This window comes from Enterococcus sp. DIV1411a, assembly GCF_050531945.1.
Lineage (GTDB): Bacteria > Bacillota > Bacilli > Lactobacillales > Enterococcaceae > Enterococcus_B > Enterococcus_B faecium.
On the sequence record NZ_CP172892.1, the window covers coordinates 798,598 to 815,539 of the forward strand.

16 protein-coding genes are annotated in these 16,942 nt (G+C 39.0%); 13 read left to right on the forward strand and 3 right to left on the reverse strand.

Features of this window, described 5'->3' with window-relative positions:
• Positions 1-15: 15 nt before the first annotated feature.
• The gene (locus tag IGJ87_RS03805; protein ID WP_002336801.1) at positions 16-918 is read right to left on the reverse strand and encodes a MurR/RpiR family transcriptional regulator; all 903 of its coding nucleotides are present in this window, start codon (positions 916-918) and stop codon (positions 16-18) included.
• A 230-nt stretch (positions 919-1,148) separates the two neighbouring features.
• Here IGJ87_RS03805 and IGJ87_RS03810 point away from each other — a divergent pair, with 230 nt between their 5' ends.
• From IGJ87_RS03810 to IGJ87_RS03830, 5 genes are all read left to right on the forward strand, one after another.
• On the forward strand, positions 1,149-2,552 hold the full coding sequence (locus IGJ87_RS03810; protein WP_002336800.1) for a 6-phospho-beta-glucosidase: 1,404 nt from the start codon (positions 1,149-1,151) through the stop codon (positions 2,550-2,552).
• Entirely contained in the window at positions 2,552-3,985 is a 1,434-nt protein-coding gene (locus IGJ87_RS03815; RefSeq protein WP_430609893.1) for a 6-phospho-beta-glucosidase, read from the forward strand. The genes IGJ87_RS03810 and IGJ87_RS03815 overlap by 1 nt, the downstream gene beginning before the upstream one ends.
• A gap of 144 nt (positions 3,986-4,129) precedes the next feature.
• Entirely contained in the window at positions 4,130-5,056 is a 927-nt protein-coding gene (gene trxB / locus IGJ87_RS03820) for a thioredoxin-disulfide reductase (RefSeq protein ID WP_002296150.1), read from the forward strand.
• A gap of 213 nt (positions 5,057-5,269) precedes the next feature.
• Entirely contained in the window at positions 5,270-6,997 is a 1,728-nt protein-coding gene (locus tag IGJ87_RS03825; RefSeq protein WP_002319221.1) for a phospho-sugar mutase, read from the forward strand.
• Between the two features lie 14 nt (positions 6,998-7,011).
• Positions 7,012-7,362: an ArsR/SmtB family transcription factor gene (locus IGJ87_RS03830; protein ID WP_002321425.1), complete on the forward strand. Its 351-nt coding sequence runs from the start codon at positions 7,012-7,014 to the stop codon at positions 7,360-7,362.
• 91 nt (positions 7,363-7,453) lie between these two features.
• Here IGJ87_RS03830 and IGJ87_RS03835 read toward each other — a convergent pair whose 3' ends face one another.
• Complete coding sequence (locus tag IGJ87_RS03835) at positions 7,454-8,314, reverse strand: pyruvate, water dikinase regulatory protein (RefSeq protein WP_002296156.1); 861 nt, start codon at positions 8,312-8,314, stop codon at positions 7,454-7,456.
• Positions 8,315-8,405: 91 nt separating this feature from the next.
• On the opposite strand from IGJ87_RS03835, the gene IGJ87_RS03840 reads away from it, so the two are divergent.
• The 3 genes from IGJ87_RS03840 (at position 8,406) to IGJ87_RS03850 (ending at position 9,645) form a co-directional block, all read left to right on the forward strand.
• Positions 8,406-8,834, forward strand: a complete 429-nt coding sequence (locus IGJ87_RS03840; protein WP_002287322.1) for a Fur family transcriptional regulator — start codon at positions 8,406-8,408, stop codon at positions 8,832-8,834.
• A gap of 161 nt (positions 8,835-8,995) precedes the next feature.
• A complete protein-coding gene (gene rpsU / locus IGJ87_RS03845; protein WP_002287321.1) occupies positions 8,996-9,172 on the forward strand; it encodes a 30S ribosomal protein S21 in 177 nt (58 codons plus the stop codon).
• A 26-nt stretch (positions 9,173-9,198) separates the two neighbouring features.
• Positions 9,199-9,645: a GatB/YqeY domain-containing protein gene (locus tag IGJ87_RS03850; RefSeq protein WP_002287318.1), complete on the forward strand. Its 447-nt coding sequence runs from the start codon at positions 9,199-9,201 to the stop codon at positions 9,643-9,645.
• 153 nt (positions 9,646-9,798) lie between these two features.
• Here IGJ87_RS03850 and brnQ read toward each other — a convergent pair whose 3' ends face one another.
• On the reverse strand, positions 9,799-11,178 hold the full coding sequence (gene brnQ, locus IGJ87_RS03855; protein ID WP_002288744.1) for a branched-chain amino acid transport system II carrier protein: 1,380 nt from the start codon (positions 11,176-11,178) through the stop codon (positions 9,799-9,801).
• A gap of 704 nt (positions 11,179-11,882) precedes the next feature.
• Here brnQ and IGJ87_RS03860 point away from each other — a divergent pair.
• From IGJ87_RS03860 to era, 5 genes are read left to right on the forward strand one after another with little or no spacing between them, the layout of a single operon-like run.
• Entirely contained in the window at positions 11,883-12,854 is a 972-nt protein-coding gene (locus IGJ87_RS03860) for a PhoH family protein (RefSeq protein WP_043902522.1), read from the forward strand.
• A 23-nt stretch (positions 12,855-12,877) separates the two neighbouring features.
• Entirely contained in the window at positions 12,878-15,070 is a 2,193-nt protein-coding gene (locus IGJ87_RS03865) for an HD family phosphohydrolase (RefSeq protein WP_043902523.1), read from the forward strand.
• Between the two features lie 16 nt (positions 15,071-15,086).
• Positions 15,087-15,563 carry an rRNA maturation RNase YbeY gene (ybeY, locus tag IGJ87_RS03870; RefSeq protein ID WP_002288749.1) on the forward strand — a complete coding sequence of 159 codons (477 nt, stop codon included), beginning with the start codon at positions 15,087-15,089 and terminating at the stop codon, positions 15,561-15,563.
• A complete protein-coding gene (locus IGJ87_RS03875) occupies positions 15,547-15,942 on the forward strand; it encodes a diacylglycerol kinase family protein (protein ID WP_002301250.1) in 396 nt (131 codons plus the stop codon). Before ybeY ends, IGJ87_RS03875 begins: the two co-directional genes overlap by 17 nt.
• 14 nt (positions 15,943-15,956) lie before the next feature.
• On the forward strand, positions 15,957-16,856 hold the full coding sequence (era, locus tag IGJ87_RS03880; RefSeq protein WP_002288753.1) for a GTPase Era: 900 nt from the start codon (positions 15,957-15,959) through the stop codon (positions 16,854-16,856).
• Positions 16,857-16,942 lie beyond the last annotated feature (86 nt).

Here is a 16,942-nt window from a genome sequence, read left to right on the forward strand (position 1 = left end):
GCTTAACTATTCTTTTTATTCCACTTCTTTATTTTCAAAATTGAAAGGCTCTTTCATGATGGCTGAGCTGATAGGGCGTTTATCGAATTTTTGACCGACAGAAATTAGATGGACTAAATTCTGTTGATAATTTTCTGCAAAAACACAACTATATAACACGTCTAGAAGATAACAAATTGATGTATTGATCGTAAAATTACCAATTTTTGAATACAGTCGCTCGCGTGTCGTAAGTCGCAAAGCGGCTGTACTCATTGCAGATAGCGTTGAATCACCGATACTGGTCAAAGCTAAAATTGGAACATGATTTTGTTTCAATATTTCTGCGGTACGAAGAATCACTTTATTTTCACCCGTATAAGAAATCAGGATCCCGCACATATCGCTCGTACAATTGTACGCTTCATAGAATGATTCACCAAAAGTGGTGACAATTGTGACATCCATTTTGATGCGCTTCATTTTCAGCATGAAATCTTGAGAAATCAAAGTATTCGAGTTACTGGCGAAGATCACGATTTTTTTTGCCTGGAGCAGTAAATACTTAGCTTTTTGCAGTTGGTCATGATGAATGAGAGAAAGTGTATCATGAATCGTCATCTGTTCTAAAGAAGCCATTTTATTTGCGATTGTCATAATACCGTCTGTGGTGGAAAAAGGAAGATTCGCATCTACGTCTTGAAAATTCCCTTCAAGATAGGCTGTTTCAGCTAAAAAAGCATTACGAAAACTGACCCAGCCATCAAAACCCATTTTTTTTGCTACACGGATGAGTGTAGACGGGTGGACATAACATCGCTCAGCTATCGCTTGGATGGTCATTTCGCCAAGTGCTGGAGAATCGCTTAAGAGAAACTGGATCACTTCATTTTCTGAAGGAGAAAAGGAGATTTCTTTGATTTTTTCACGTAATAACATGTAGATACCTTCTTCTTATTTTTTTACGTAAATTATAACTTTTTTGAAAATGTTTTGTAAACGGATTTATACTATATAACTTAAAATAGACTTTTTTTGACAAGATATTTACAAAAATCCACTAGAAAACAGTAACTTTTGTAAATATTACTGGAAAGAAACGGATTTCTATTGTTTGTTTTGTTTACAAAAAAGATAATGAAAGTGTAAAAAAGTAAAGGAGTGAGAACATGGCAAAAGGAATCAAAATCGCTACGATTGGTGGAGGCAGCAGTTACACCCCTGAGTTGATGGAAGGATTTATCAAAAGATATGAGGAATTACCGATACGAGAAATCTGGCTCGTAGATGTAGAAGAAGGAAAAGAAAAGCTTGAGATCGTTAGTCAGATGTCTCAGCGTATGTGGGATGCTTCTCCATATGAAGTCAAGATCTATGCAACTCTGGATCGGGAAGAAGCATTGAAAGATGCGGATTTTGTTACGACTCAGTTTCGTGTCGGTCAATTAGATGCACGAATCAAAGACGAGCGGATCCCTAGTTATTATGGGATGATTGGGCAAGAAACAAATGGTGCTGGCGGGATATTCAAAGCTTTTCGTACCGTTCCAGTCGTTTTGGCAATCGTTGAGGACATGAAGCGTTTATGTCCAAATGCTTGGCTGATCAATTTCGCGAACCCAAGTGGGATGGTGACAGAAGCAGTTATCAGATATGGCAAATGGGATAAAGTGATTGGATTATGCAATGTGCCAGTGATGGCGATGATGACAGAACCAGCAATGCTTGGCAAGAAAAAAGAAGAGCTGATCTACAAGTTTGCCGGTCTAAATCATTTCCATTGGCACAAAGTAGCAGATAATAAAGGAAATGACCGCACGGCAGAATTGATTGATCGTTTATACGATGAAGATAATGGATTACCGAAAAATATCTTTGATATCCCGTTTTTCAAAGAACAATTAAAACAAATGAACATGATTCCTTGTGGCTACCACCGCTATTACTACCGTGAAGAAGAAATGCTGGAACATGCTTTAGAAGAATATCAAACGATTGGTACAAGAGCGCAGCAAGTGAAAGAAACAGAAGCAGAGCTATTTGAATTATACAAAGATCCAGAATTAGACCATAAACCTGAACAATTGCAAAAACGAGGTGGCGCTTATTATTCAGACGCTGCCTGTGAAACGATTGCTTCAATCTATGGAAATAAAGAAACACAGATCGTGGTATCTACAAAGAATGATGGAGCTGTTCCTGACCTGCCGGCAGATTGTGTAGTAGAAGTCACTGCCTATGTTGGCGCACAAGGAGCGAGAAATGTAGCGTTTGGTTCTCTTCCTGCTGCTGAAAGAGGCTGGTTGCAAGTAATGAAGAATATGGAATTGCTGACGATCGAAGCAGCTGTGACTGGTGATTATGGGACAGCTTTACAGGCGTTTACGATCAATCCACTTATACGATCAGGAAAGACAGCAAAACGGATCATGGATGAGTTGTTTATTGCACACCAGCAGTATTTACCGCAATTCAAGGAAACAATCAGCCGATTAAAAGAAGAAGGAATCAAAGTTCAAGATGAACTGGCAAGAGAATTATCAGGTAATACACATATAATGGAGGAAGTATAATGGGATTCAGAAAAGATTTTTTATGGGGCGGTGCTACAGCAGCCAATCAATGTGAGGGCGGTTATGATGAAGGTGGACGCGGACTAGCAAACGTAGATGTTGTGCCAATCGGAAAAGACCGTTTTCCTGTTATCACCGGAAAGAAAAAAATGTTTGAATTTGATGAGGATCATTTTTATCCAGCAAAAATTGCAATCGATATGTATCATCGTTATAAGGAAGATATTGCTTTGTTTGCAGAAATGGGGTTCAAGACTTATCGAATGTCTATCGCCTGGAGTCGTATTTTTCCAATGGGGGATGAAAAAGAGCCGAATGAAGCTGGCTTGAAATTTTATGAGGATGTCTTTAAAGAATGCCAAAAGCACGGAATTGAGCCACTTGTGACGATTACGCATTTTGATTGTCCAATGCATTTGATCAAAGAATATGGTGCGTGGCGTTCCAGAGAACTCGTTGGTTTTTATGAAAATCTGTGTCGAGTCATCTTCAATCGCTATAAAGGACTTGTCAAATATTGGTTGACATTCAATGAGATCAATATGATCCTTAATGCACCATTCATGGGCGCAGGGCTGTATTTTGAAGAAGGAGAAAATGAAGAACAAATCAAATATCAAGCGGCACATCATGAGTTGGTTGCAAGTGCCATCGCAACGAAGATTGCTCATGAAGTAGATCCGGAGAACAAAGTAGGCTGTATGCTGGCAGCAGGAGCATATTATCCATACACTTGCAATCCTGAAGATGTTTGGGCTTCTAGAAAATCAGATCGAGAAAATTATTTCTTCATTGATGTCCAGTCACGAGGAGAATATCCCGCTTATGCATTGAAAGAAATGGAGCGAAATGGCATTCAGATCGAAATGGAACCAAGGGATGCCGCATTGCTGAAAGAACATACTGTTGATTTTATCTCTTTTTCTTATTATTCTTCCCGAGTTTCGACTACCGATAACGAACTCTTGGAACAGACTGCAGGAAATATCTTTGCTTCTGTCAAAAATCCATATCTGCAAGCAAGTGAATGGGGGTGGCAAATTGATCCATTAGGCTTGAGAATAACGATGAATGATATTTATGATCGTTATCAAAAACCATTATTTATTGTAGAAAACGGCTTAGGTGCAGTCGATACGCCAGATGAAAATGGTTATGTGGAAGATGATTACCGAATCGATTACCTGGCAGCGCATATCCAGGCGATGAAGGATGCAGTAGAACTAGACGGAGTCGATCTATTAGGCTATACGACTTGGGGATGTATTGATTTAGTATCAGCTGGTACCGGTGAGATGAAGAAAAGGTACGGATTCATTTATGTCGATCGTGATAACCAAGGAAATGGCACATTAGCCCGTTCAAAGAAAAAATCATTCAACTGGTATAAAAAAGTAATTGATTCAAATGGAGAAAATCTTTCGAACGATTGATCAATGATTTATAAAAGTCTATTGTTTTTCAACGGATTTTTCGAGTATAATAAAGCTATTCGAGAAACGCAAGCAGAACAATAGACTTTTTTTCGCATTGGCTGTAAAGTATGCTTACTTGATTAAGTAAAGGAGAATCTACATATGTATGATGTAATCGTTATTGGCGCAGGTCCTGCTGGGATGACTGCTGCTTTATATGCTTCACGTTCAAACTTATCCGTATTGATGATCGAACAAGGTGCCCCTGGCGGCCAAATGAACAATACGGCAGAAATCGAAAATTATCCTGGATTCGATTCGATCATGGGCCCCGATCTAGCTTATAAGATGTATGAAAGTGTCTCAAGATTTGGGACAGAAAATGCTTATGGAATCGTTCAAGATATCAAGGATCACGGCAGCCATAAAGAAGTCATCTGTGAAGATAAAAGTTACGAAGGAAAAACAGTCATTATCGCAACAGGCTGTATCCACCGTAAATTAGGCGTACCTGGGGAGGAAGAATTTGCTGGACGAGGCGTTTCTTACTGTGCAGTCTGTGATGGTGCGTTTTTCCGTAACAAACGTCTAGTAGTCATCGGGGGTGGGGACTCAGCAGTAGAAGAAGCCATCTATTTGACACAATTTGCTTCTGAAGTAGTGATCGTCCACCGTAGAGATGAATTACGTGCACAAAAGATCATCCAAGACCGTGCATTTGCAAATGAAAAAATTTCCTTTATGTGGGATACAGTCGTTGACGAAATCGTTGGAAACGAAATGGTAGTGACAGGTGTGAAAGCACGTAATGTCAAAACCGGCAATGAATTTGATTTAGCAGCAGACGGAGTATTCATCTATGTTGGACTGGATCCATTAACTGCACCTTTTAGAGAAGCAGGTTTGACGAACGAAGCTGGCTGGATTCCAACAGACAACGAAATGAAAACGAATATGCCAGGCGTTTTTGCCATCGGAGATGTTCGTGAAAAAGATTTGCGACAAATCACTACAGCTGTTGGTGACGGCGGTATTGCTGGACAACAAGTGTATAAATACTTGGAGTCTTTGGAAGAAACAACAGCATAAGTTTAAAAAGAGTGAAAGAACGGGTTCAATTGTTCTTTTACTCTTTTTTTTCGCGTGAAATTTACTGAATCTGATTTATGCGAACACGTCCAACACCTTTTGATAAAAGAATCCTTTCTTGATTTAAGCGTTTTTTGGTCCTCATACTTTCATATCTAATAAGTGAATGCTATACTTATTAAGAACCATATTTCAGAAAGAGGTGTTATTTTCATGTCTTGGGAACAAGTGTATGAACAATGGGTACATGAAGAAAATTTAGAAGAAAACTTAAAAAAACAATTAAATGATCTGGGTGAAGATCCTGAAAAACTTGAAGATGCTTTTTATGCACCGTTGGAATTCGGTACTGCAGGCATGCGGGGAATCTTAGGACCTGGGATCAATCGAATGAACATCTATACGGTAAGACAAGCAACAGAAGGACTAGCACGTTTCATGGATACACAAGGTGAAGAAACAAAACGCCGAGGTGTCGCTATCGCTTATGACTCACGCCATCAGTCACCAGAATTTGCAATGGAAGCAGCCAAAACACTAGCACATCACAATATCCCGTCTTATGTATTCGAAAGTCTGCGTCCAACACCAGAGCTTTCTTTTGCAGTTCGTCATTTGAAGACGTTTGCGGGAATCATGGTAACCGCATCTCACAACCCAGCGGCTTACAATGGATATAAAGTCTACGGAGAAGATGGCGGACAAATGCCTCCTGCAGACGCAGATGCATTGACGAAATATGTCCGTGAAGTCAGCAATCCGCTAAAAGTCGAAGTATTATCTGACGAAGAAGCTAAACATAGCGGGTTGATCACGATCATCGGAGAAGAAGTGGACGCTGCTTATCTAGAAGAAATCAAAGCAGTAACGATTGATCATGAATTGGTGGAAACAATGGGGAAAGATTTGAAACTTGTGTACACACCACTTCATGGAACAGGGAAAATGTTGGGTGAACGTGCGTTGAAACAAGCTGGATTCGAACAATTCGTACTAGTTCCCGAACAAGCTGTGGCAGATCCAGATTTCACTACGGTCAAATCGCCAAATCCAGAAGAACATTCAGCTTTTGAATATGCTATACGACTTGGAGAAAAAGAAGGAGCTGACTTGCTGATTGCAACAGATCCTGATGCAGACCGTTTAGGCGCAGCGGTTCGTTTGCCAGATGGTTCTTATGAAGTATTGACTGGAAACCAAATCGGAGCATTGTTTGCTCAATATATTTTGGAAGCACATCAATCACGGGGAACTTTACCAGAAAACGCAGCGGTATTGAAATCAATCGTTTCCAGCGAATTGCCTACAGCAATTGCGGAACACTACGGTGCTACTATGTTCAATGTGTTGACAGGGTTTAAATTCATTGCTGAAAAAATCCAACAATTTGAAGAAGACCATTCACATACTTTTATGTTTGGATTCGAAGAAAGTTATGGTTATTTAGTTAAACCTTTTGTTCGCGATAAAGACGCGATCCAAGCATTGCTTTTATTAGCAGAAGTAGCAGCTTACTATAAAAAACAAGGCAAAACGTTGTATGACGGCTTGCAAACGATTTTTGAAACCTATGGCTATTTCGCAGAAAAAACGATTTCTGTGACAATGAGCGGACAAGAAGGTTCTGCGAAAATCTCTGCTTTGATGGAAAAATTCCGTAAAGAAGCACCGACAGAATTTGCCGGAGCAAAAGTTATTCAAACAGAAGACTTTAAAGAATTGACGAGAACAGACCGTGAAGGAAACGTAGAAAAACTAACAACACCGCCATCCGACGTATTGAAGTATACATTGGAAGAAAATGGCTGGATCGCTATTCGCCCTTCAGGAACTGAGCCGAAAATCAAGTTTTATATTGGTGTAAAAGGAAGCTCTACAGAAGACGCAGCCGAAAAAGTAGCCTCTTATGAAGCGATTATCAAAAAGATGACAGAAGAATAAAAAACTTGAGACTGATGGAAAAAGTGGTAAACTTTAGAAGTCAGTCTTTTTTCAAGTTGGAGGTGAATGGATTGCCAGACACGCAAAAATCAAAAGTAGAGAAAGTCAGTCAATTATTCAAAATGTTGAGTGATCCCACTCGTCTTAAAATTCTGCTATATCTGAAAGACGGGGAACAAAATGTGACAGCAATCACCCAAGCAGTGGAAATGGAGCAGTCTGCTGTATCGCATCAACTACGTTTATTAAGAGAAAATCATGTCGTCAAGTCTCATCGCGAGGGAAAAGCGATTTTGTATAGTCTTGATGATTCTCATGTACTGGATATTTTGAACCAGACACTCAAACATGTGGAACATCAATAACGATAGGTGCAAATAGATAAACACTGGAGTGTGACAACGAAATTTCTTCGTTGTCACACTCCAGTGTTTTTTAAGAAAAAGACAAAAATGATTAATCGCTTTTTTCTGTTGTTTCAGTTCCATAATAACTATGATCTTCTAGGTCTAAAGCATTCAAAATAAGCGAAGCCGTTTCTTCAATAGATAAAGATGCCACATTGATCACTACACATCCTAGTTTTTCATAAAGATCATTCGCAAAATCGAGTTCAGCTCTAATTTTTTCGATATCGGAATAAGCAGTATCAGGGTTTAATCCGTAAGAGCGCATCCGTTCTTTACGGATATTATTTAAAATATCTGGGTTATTCGTTAGTCCCACGATTTTTTTAGGATCGATTTCCCACAGCTGTTTGGGAATATGTGCTTGGGGAATCAAAGGTAAATTAGCAACTTTTAAATTTTTATTTGCTAAAAACAAGCTCAAAGGCGTTTTGGAAGTTCGGGATACGCCTAGCAAAACGACATCTGCTTCTAAAAAACCACGAGGATCTTTCCCATCATCGTATTTTACAGCAAATTCCATTGCTTTGATCCGTTTGAAATAGTTCTCATTCAATAAATGGAGGGCACCAGGTTGCCGAATTGGCTTGATACCAGTTAAACGTTCAATTTCTGATATCGGTGGCGTCATCACATCGAAACTAAATAATTGATGTTCTTCACAAAAAGAACGTGTTATCTCGATCAGTTCTTGATTGATTAATGTATGCAGGACAAGTGCTTTTTCTTCTAATGCATCTTGCAATGCCTGCCTTAATGTTTTTTCATCTGTCACGAACGTTCTGCGGAATAGGTTGAACTCAACGGTAGGATATTGAGCCATAGTAGCTTGCGCTAGTTTTGTCGCAGTTTCTCCAGCAGAGTCGGAGATGACAAAAAAAGTAACGATTTCTGTAGAATCGGAAGACATGGATAAAACCTCACTTGCATTTTTTTTATGTTTATTATACCATACTCTAGAATGCGTACTTCGTAATCATTTTGATTTGGAGGAATAAGTCATGAAAAAACAGACATTGATCGAACAATCATTAGAAACATTGAAAAATAACGGTTTTAAATATACTAAAAAAAGAGAAGCATTGTTAACTTATTTAGTGAAGCGTAACCGCTACGTATCTGCTAAAGAAGTTTTTGACTATATGAATCAGGAATTCAAAGGGGTAAGTTATGATACGATTTACCGGAATCTCCATGATTTTGCAGAGATCGATTTACTGGAAGAAACCGATTTAAATGGAGAAATGAAGTTTCGTTTTCATTGCTGTCAGGGGGAAATCGGCCATCACCATCATTTTATCTGTACAGTGTGCGGAACAACGAAAGAAATCCATATGTGTCCGATGAATTATTTCGAAGAACAGCTAGGTGGATGCACGATCGAAGGGCATAGATTCGAGATTTTCGGAAGATGTGAAAATTGTCAATAAGGATTTAAATAAAATAACATTTGATAATTTTAAAAAAAAGCAAGATTTCCTTGACGGTCAAAACAGCATTAGATATAATGTTTACAGGACAGTCTTGTTTTTTGAGATATATTTCAATAACAATTACGGTTACTTTTTAAGCTCGGAGGGAGGGAATTAACATGTCAAAAACAGTCGTTCGCAAAAACGAATCACTTGACGATGCTCTTCGTCGCTTCAAACGTTCCGTGTCAAAAGCGGGTACTTTACAAGAATCTCGTAAACGTGAATTCTACGAAAAACCAAGTGTAAGACGCAAGAAAAAATCTGAAGCAGCTAGAAAACGCAAAAAATTCTAGTTCTGTGATGAATTGGAGTTGGTAGTGTGTCACTACTAAGTAGATTAAACGATGACATGAAAGCAGCGATGAAAGCGAAAGATAAGGAATCTTTACAAGTCATCCGAATGATCAAGTCATCTATACAAAACGAGCAGATTAAAGAAGGTCACGACTTGACAGAAGAAGAAGAACTAACGGTGTTGTCTCGCGAAATGAAACAGCGACGTGATTCTTTGCATGAGTTTGAAGAAGCAGGACGTGACGATTTAGCTGAAAAAGTAAAAAGTGAAATTGTAATAGTCGAAAAATATATGCCGGAACAACTTTCCGACGAAGAAATTCGACAACTTGTTCAAGAAGCAATCACTCAAACTGGTGCTTCATCAATGAAAGAATTTGGCAAAGTTATGGGTGCAATTATGCCTAAAGTCAAAGGAAAAGCAGATGGAAACCAAGTGAATGCGATTGTGAAAGAACTATTACAATCTTAATTTTATCATTTAAACTGCGGACAGTGATTGTCCGCAGTTTTTTGTGTTCGTAAAAAAAGAACTAAAAAACAGCTAGAAGAAAGAATAAGATTCTTTCTTCTAGCTGTTTTTTTCCTGTTTAATATCTCTTATGTTAAATTGTGTTTGATTTGGTTATTCTTCTGGTAACTCACTTGCTTCTTGTTTATATCCTGATACGCGATATACATAATAAAAGAGCAAGCTGCCAGCGTAACCAAGCAACGTTGGGACGACCCAGCCAAGTCCTAATGCAGCAAAAGGAACATAATGATGATAAAATCCTAGTAAGCTTGCTACGACAGTTTGCTGACTGACTAATGCAGGCGAATTTGCCAACATATCCAATACGGCTGGAACGGCAGAAAAGAACATCGTTACTTGATAGACAAATGGACTCTTTTGGAAGAATTTTGCTGTTAAGGAAAGCAAGATTAACGCAAGTGACAATGGATACAAAAGCATCAATACTGGTAAAGACCATTGGATGATATTATCCAATCCGGCATTCGCAACGACAAAAGAGACAAAAGTCGTTAACCGCAGCCATGTCATATAACTGACTTTAGGGAACAGTTTATGGAAATCTTGTGCAAAAGAAACAACGAGTCCCATAGCGGTAGTGAAGACACCTAATGTGACCATTACCCCTAAGAAGCTAGCACCGAAGTTACCTAAATAAAAATTAGTGATCTGAGAAAGTGCAGTTCCGCCATTTTCTGATAAAGACATCTTATTCAAACTCATCGCACCGAGAAGGACCAGACCAAAATAAATCATGACTTCTAACGCAACGCTCAGGCTACCAGCTTTTGCTGTTAATTCTGTGACTTTTTTATCTTTAAAACCAAGATCACGAACTGCATGGACAAAAGTGACACTTAAAGCAAGTAAAGCTACTGCATCAACCGTGTTGTATCCTTCTAAAACGCCATTTGTCAAAGCGTTCGTCTGATAAGAATCTGCAGCAGATTGGTTTAGATTCCCCATGGGTTGGAATAAAGAAACGACAAAAATGATAGCTAATAATGCAAGAAACAAGGAGTTTAAATACTTTCCGACATATTTGACCAAACGTGTTGGATGTACAGTAAGGAAATAAGCAAGTAAAAAGAAAAGAGCAGAGAATAAAAACATACCTAATGAATCATATTTTTCAGGCAAAAAGGGTTTAGCAGCCATTTCAAAAGCAGTTGCTGCTGTCCGCGGTGTACCAAAGAATGGTCCGATCGTTAAATGAACAAGGATCAAGAACAAGGCAGCATACCATTTTCCGACAGGTTTAGCTAAGTCATACAGACCATCACTTTTTGTCACTACTACAGCTAAGATAGCTAATAATGGGAAAAGAGCGCCTGAGATGGCAAATCCTACACCAGCGCTGATCCAGTTTGATCCAGCCATTTGACCTAAGTGGACAGGAAAGATCAGATTACCTGACCCGAAGAACATCCCGAAGATAAGTGAACTGACCATCAATAATTGCTTCCATGAATAAGTTTTTGTTTCTTCCATAAATTTTTCCTCCAATAATTATCATTTTGAGTAACAAAATAAACGTTGCAGAAACTAGAAATACCACTAATATCAGATTCCATGAAAACCACCACCTTAAAATATAAAAAAAGCCCTTTTCCACTTGGGAAAAGGGCTCTAGATTCTAGAACGGTACCACCTTTTTTCGCTTAAAAAAGCTTCTTCATTCACGGACGCTTTTCGATAAAGTTATCCGCTAGCCTGATAATGGAGGCAGCCACAATGATCTACGTTTTCGACATTGACTCGGAAATGATGTTCGTCTATTCGATTTATTGTCATTTCTCACTTACATGACTCACTGGGAATAAATCGCTGAATAGCCTACTGTTTTCCTCGACGCTTTGCTGTATATTTATTTGTTGACGTTATAATACACCTGTTTTTTTTGAAATGCAAGAATATTTCAAATATTTTGTTTTCTTTTTTTGAAACAAGAAAAATACCCAGAGAATACTTGCTAAGTTAGACGGAATACTTGTCCTCTATCTTATGCATAGGTTACATGATCAGCTTTTTTTATTCAAACGAGACCTTTAGAGAATGGAAGCAGCTATTTTTTAACGTTTCTTGGTACTTATGGTTAAGCAACTCTTTTAGAACCTTTTCTTATTTGCTATATAGTTTCTTCTGAGTATGGTAAAATAGGAAAGAATGAATCGAAAAAAAGGGGATGTCTATTTTTGACGGAAGAGTCTAGTTCTTTAGAGATTAGATTGACGGCTGCTGATGATGTCAGCATGCTTTTAGGTGCACACGACAAGCATATAAAACTGATTGAAGAAACAACAGAAACAACCATCCATACACGTGGAGAAATCATTCAGATCATTGGTGAACAACCCCAGATTTCCTTGGCTGCCTCAGTCATTCGGACATTGCAGGAATTGATCAAACGAGGAATCCATGTAAGTACACCAGATGTCGTGACGGCACTGAAAATGGGGCAAAAAGGCACATTAGATTATTTTGTTGAGATGTATGAGGAAGAGATCGTCAAAGACCGTAATGGAAAACCTATACGGGTAAAAAACAGCGGCCAAAAGAAATATGTCGAATCGGTAGCCAAACATGATATCGTATTTGGCGTAGGACCAGCCGGGACAGGAAAAACTTTTCTTGCAGTAGTATTAGCAATCGCTGCCTTGAAAAAAGGTGAAGTGCAAAAAATCATTTTGACGCGGCCTGCTGTGGAAGCAGGGGAAAATCTAGGCTTTCTTCCCGGGGATCTAAAAGAAAAAGTAGATCCTTATCTGCGTCCTGTTTATGATGCTTTATACCAAATTTTTGGATTAGATCATACGAACCGATTGATGGAACGAGGCGTGATCGAAATTGCTCCTTTAGCTTACATGCGGGGGCGGACATTGGATGATGCATTCGTTATTTTGGATGAAGCACAGAACACGACAGTTGCTCAGATGAAAATGTTCCTGACACGTCTTGGTTATCAATCAAAAATGATTGTCAATGGAGATACGAGTCAGATTGATCTGCCTCGAGGGACAACAAGTGGTCTTGTTCATGCAGAACGAACATTAAAGCAAATCAAGAAAATCGATTTTGTTAATTTTGAAGCAAGTGACGTTGTTCGGCACCCTGTAGTTGCCGAAATCATCAAAGCTTATGAAAAGGCAGATCTCCATCAAGAATAAGCTTTGCTTAGGAGGATAAGCACATGTTGAATAAAACACTGCAGAAACTACAAGAAAAACTTGGAAAGGCAGCATTGCCTTTTCTGCTGTTCTTGTTTTTTATCATTATCTGCGGCGTTACATTTAGTAGTGTCAAACAAAAGGCCAATGATTTCAGAGAAGGCCAAGTAGCAGAAGAAAGTATCCGTGCGAACAAAACGATCGAGAACACGGAAGAAACCGAACAAAAAAGAAAACTGGCAGCAGAAGCAGTCACTCCAGAATACACTTACCAAAAAGATCTTGCAGATGACCAGAACAATCGGATCAAGCAACTATTTGAATTGATCGATAAGACGAATGATGCCATCAACAAATCTTATGACGAAAAGATTGATAAGGCAAAGGAAGATGAAAATATCCCAAAGCCTACTACAGAAGAGCGGATCGCCGCGTTGAAGAAAAATTTTGAAAATGTGAATGCAGAAAATGTTGCGTTTTATCAAAAACTACCGAACAATTTTTATTCGACGATATTTGAAATGACTGAAACTGAGATCCATACTGTGAGGGATGAGAGTCTGAAGCTCATTGACGAACAGATGAGCAAACAAGTTCGTGAAAGTGAATTGGAAGCTTTTAAACAAGAAGCAGAAGAGCAAATCCAATATTTGAATGTCACACCAGCACAACAACAAATGATTCGCTACTTAGTGGATCAAGGTATCGTAGTGAATGACGTATTGAATGAGAAAAAGACAGAAGAATTGAAACAATCCGCACGAGAAGCTGTACAACCAGTGATGATCTTCCAAGGAGAAATCATTGTTCGTGAAGGTAATCAAATCGATGCTTCAGCTATGAAAAAATTGGAATTACTAGGACTGACTAATCAAACAACTTCGATTTTTCCGCTAATTGCCATGGTTTTAGCTGTTTTGCTTCAAATCGGCGTACTGATTTATAATTCACTTCAATTCCAAAATGCAGGAGAAAGAACAAAATACGTGCTTTTCTATGTGACAGCTATGTCAGTCAGCATAGTGCTGATGAAATTTTTCCAATTATTCCAAACGGAACAAGCTACTTACATCCCGCTGTTTTATCCCGCTGCTTTTGCACCACTTGTTTTAAGCTTTTTCTTGAATCGAAGATCAGGGATCATGGCTGGTATTTTCCAAGCAGTATCTGCACTTTTCATCTTTTATGATTCGATTGGCACGAACTTTCTAACGATTATCTTGATGTCTTATGTTTTCTCTGGGCTCATGGCAACGATTGTCAGACGTAAACGGATCTCAGAACAAGGATTATCTGCTGCCATGTGGGTCATTATTTTTCCTGTGATGATGGATGTCATTTTGATCGTCTATCAAGGAATGAGCTTTGGTGATGCAACGACTTGGTTAATGCTCGTCTGCGGGTTCACTGGTGCACTCTTCTCATTCTTGCTGACGATCGGTCTACACCCATATATTGAATTGATGGTCAATGATGACAGTGTAATTGTATTAAATGAACTCAGCAATCCAAATCATCCTTTATTGAAACAGTTGCTGGAAGAAGCGCCAGGTACTTATCATCATAGTATGATGGTAGCTAATCTAAGTGCTAACGCTGTAGCAGAAATCGGCGGACGTTCTTTGCTAACTCGAGTAGCTTGCTATTATCATGATATCGGCAAGATCAAACATGCTAGCTTTTTCGTTGAGAACTTGCCTTCAGGAGCGGAAAACCCGCACAATTTCTTATTGCCAGAAGACAGTAAACATATTATCTTTGGACATGTGACAGATGGAGCCAAAATATTGGAAGATTATAATATGCCGCAAATGGTGATCGATATTTGCAAACAGCATCATGGAACCACGCTAATGCGTTATTTCTACATCAAAGCGAAAGAACGCAATCCGGAAGTAACAGAAGAGCAATTCCGTTACCCTGGACCAAAACCGCAAAGTCGCGAAGCAGGGATCGTCAATATTGCTGACAGTTGTGAGGCTGCAGTACGGGCAATGGATCATCCGACGAGCGAAAAAATCGAAAGTTTTGTCCATAATCTTATCGAAGAGCGTATTTCCGATGGTCAATTAGACGATAGTGGACTGACCTTGAAAGAAATCCGAAAAGTGGAAAAATCATTGATCAGCGGTTTAAGTAGCACCTTCCATTCTCGGATCAAATATCCTAAAATGAAAACAGAAGTTGAGAAGATAAAGGAAGAACAAGAAGAATAGAAAGAAGCGATGTATAATGGATATTACCTTTATGGATGAAACAAACCAAGTCTCAGAAGAGAAAATGAAAGAAATCGATGACTTGCTGCAATTTGCAGCATCTTATTTAAAGCTGCCAGAGGAAACAGAAATGTCTGTTACTTTCATGGACAATGCGGCAATCCAAGTAATCAATCGTGATTACCGTGGAAAAGATGCACCGACAGACGTCATCAGTTTTGCTCTGGAAGAAGAAGGCGAAGACGAAATCCCAGTGATTTTTGAAGATGGAGAGAATCCATTACCTCGTGTACTAGGAGACATCATGATCTCTATTGAACGTGCTGCTGAACAAGCAGAAGCTTACGGCCATTCATATGATCGGGAACTTGGCTTTTTAGCGGTACATGGATTCTTGCATATCAACGGGTATGACCATATGACACCAGAAGATGAGAAAGAAATGTTTGGTTTACAGAAAGAGATCTTGGATGCCTATGGACTCAAAAGATAAAAACGTAGAGAAAAACAAACATTTCCTGATGTCTGTGGAATTTGCTGTCCAAGGAGTCAAAACCGTTTTTGAGGAAGAACGCAATATGAGGAAACATGTTGCGTTCGGTATCCTTGCTTTATTTATGGGCGTGATTTTCCAGCTTGATCGGATAGAGTGGTTATGGCTGCTTTTAGCTGTTTTTCTCGTTTGGATAGTAGAGATCATCAATACTGTTTTTGAAAATGTAGTGGACATGTTTACGGATTTTCATTTTCATCCGATTGGGAAAAAAATCAAAGATATGGCAGCTGGAGCAGTTTTAGTGACCGCTTGTTTTGCTGTCATCATTGGGTTGATTTTATTTGTCCCTAAAATATATCATTTGTTGTTTAATTAAAAAGGAGAACGTATATGCCAGAACATAAATCAGGGTTTGTCGCAATCGTCGGCCGCCCGAATGTAGGAAAATCCACATTATTGAACCGAATCGTGGGTCAAAAAATTGCCATTATGAGTGACAAGGCACAGACAACTAGAAATAAAATCCAAGGAGTATATACTACACCAGAAGCTCAGCTGATTTTTATCGATACACCAGGAATCCATAAACCAAAGCATCGTCTAGGAGATTTTATGGTAGAAGCAGCTTACAGTGCGTTGAAAGAAGTGGATGCAGTCTTATTTATGATCAGTGCTGATCAAAAACGCGGCCGGGGAGACGATTTTATTATTGAACGTCTAAAAAACGTGCATTCTCCTGTTTATCTGATTATCAATAAAATCGATAAGATCCATCCAGACGAGTTGCTGGGAATCATCGAAGATTATTCGACGCAGATGCCTTTTGCACAAGTGATTCCGATCTCTGCTACAGAAGGAAACAATGTCGAACGCTTAATGGATGTATTAGTCAGTGAAATGCCAGAGGGCCCACAATATTTTCCAGATGATCAAGTGACTGATCATCCTGAATACTTCATCGTTTCTGAATTGATCCGTGAGAAAGTCTTGTTTTTAACACGAGACGAAGTGCCTCATTCTGTCGCAGTCGTTGTTGATTCGATGAAGCGAAACGAGAATGATAAAATCCATATCCAGGCCACGATCATCGTCGAAAGAGATAGCCAAAAAGGAATCATTATCGGCAAAGGCGGAAAAATGCTGAAGCAAGTAGGAACGAAAGCAAGAAAGGATATCGAAAATCTTTTAGGAGACAAAGTATTTCTAGAACTTTGGGTCAAAGTCCAAAAAGACTGGCGAGACAAAAAAGTCTATCTGCAAGACTTCGGCTACCGAAAAGATGAATACTGATATTCTGAACTTCTTATAGGTTAAGTATAGAAATAAACTGGATAAAAATCCGCACGTTGAGAAAAACGGCGGAAGATCGAAACATA

Coding starts and splice junctions, on each gene's coding strand:
- IGJ87_RS03805 (WP_002336801.1), bottom strand. CDS start 918: ATGTTATTACGTGAAAAAATCAAAGAAATCTCCTTTTCTCCTTCAGAA.
- IGJ87_RS03810 (WP_002336800.1), top strand. CDS start 1,149: ATGGCAAAAGGAATCAAAATCGCTACGATTGGTGGAGGCAGCAGTTAC.
- IGJ87_RS03815 (WP_430609893.1), top strand. CDS start 2,552: ATGGGATTCAGAAAAGATTTTTTATGGGGCGGTGCTACAGCAGCCAAT.
- trxB (WP_002296150.1), top strand. CDS start 4,130: ATGTATGATGTAATCGTTATTGGCGCAGGTCCTGCTGGGATGACTGCT.
- IGJ87_RS03825 (WP_002319221.1), top strand. CDS start 5,270: ATGTCTTGGGAACAAGTGTATGAACAATGGGTACATGAAGAAAATTTA.
- IGJ87_RS03830 (WP_002321425.1), top strand. CDS start 7,012: ATGGAAAAAGTGGTAAACTTTAGAAGTCAGTCTTTTTTCAAGTTGGAG.
- IGJ87_RS03835 (WP_002296156.1), bottom strand. CDS start 8,314: ATGTCTTCCGATTCTACAGAAATCGTTACTTTTTTTGTCATCTCCGAC.
- IGJ87_RS03840 (WP_002287322.1), top strand. CDS start 8,406: ATGAAAAAACAGACATTGATCGAACAATCATTAGAAACATTGAAAAAT.
- rpsU (WP_002287321.1), top strand. CDS start 8,996: ATGTCAAAAACAGTCGTTCGCAAAAACGAATCACTTGACGATGCTCTT.
- brnQ (WP_002288744.1), bottom strand. CDS start 11,178: ATGGAAGAAACAAAAACTTATTCATGGAAGCAATTATTGATGGTCAGT.
- IGJ87_RS03865 (WP_043902523.1), top strand. CDS start 12,878: ATGTTGAATAAAACACTGCAGAAACTACAAGAAAAACTTGGAAAGGCA.
- ybeY (WP_002288749.1), top strand. CDS start 15,087: ATGGATATTACCTTTATGGATGAAACAAACCAAGTCTCAGAAGAGAAA.
- IGJ87_RS03875 (WP_002301250.1), top strand. CDS start 15,547: ATGGACTCAAAAGATAAAAACGTAGAGAAAAACAAACATTTCCTGATG.
- era (WP_002288753.1), top strand. CDS start 15,957: ATGCCAGAACATAAATCAGGGTTTGTCGCAATCGTCGGCCGCCCGAAT.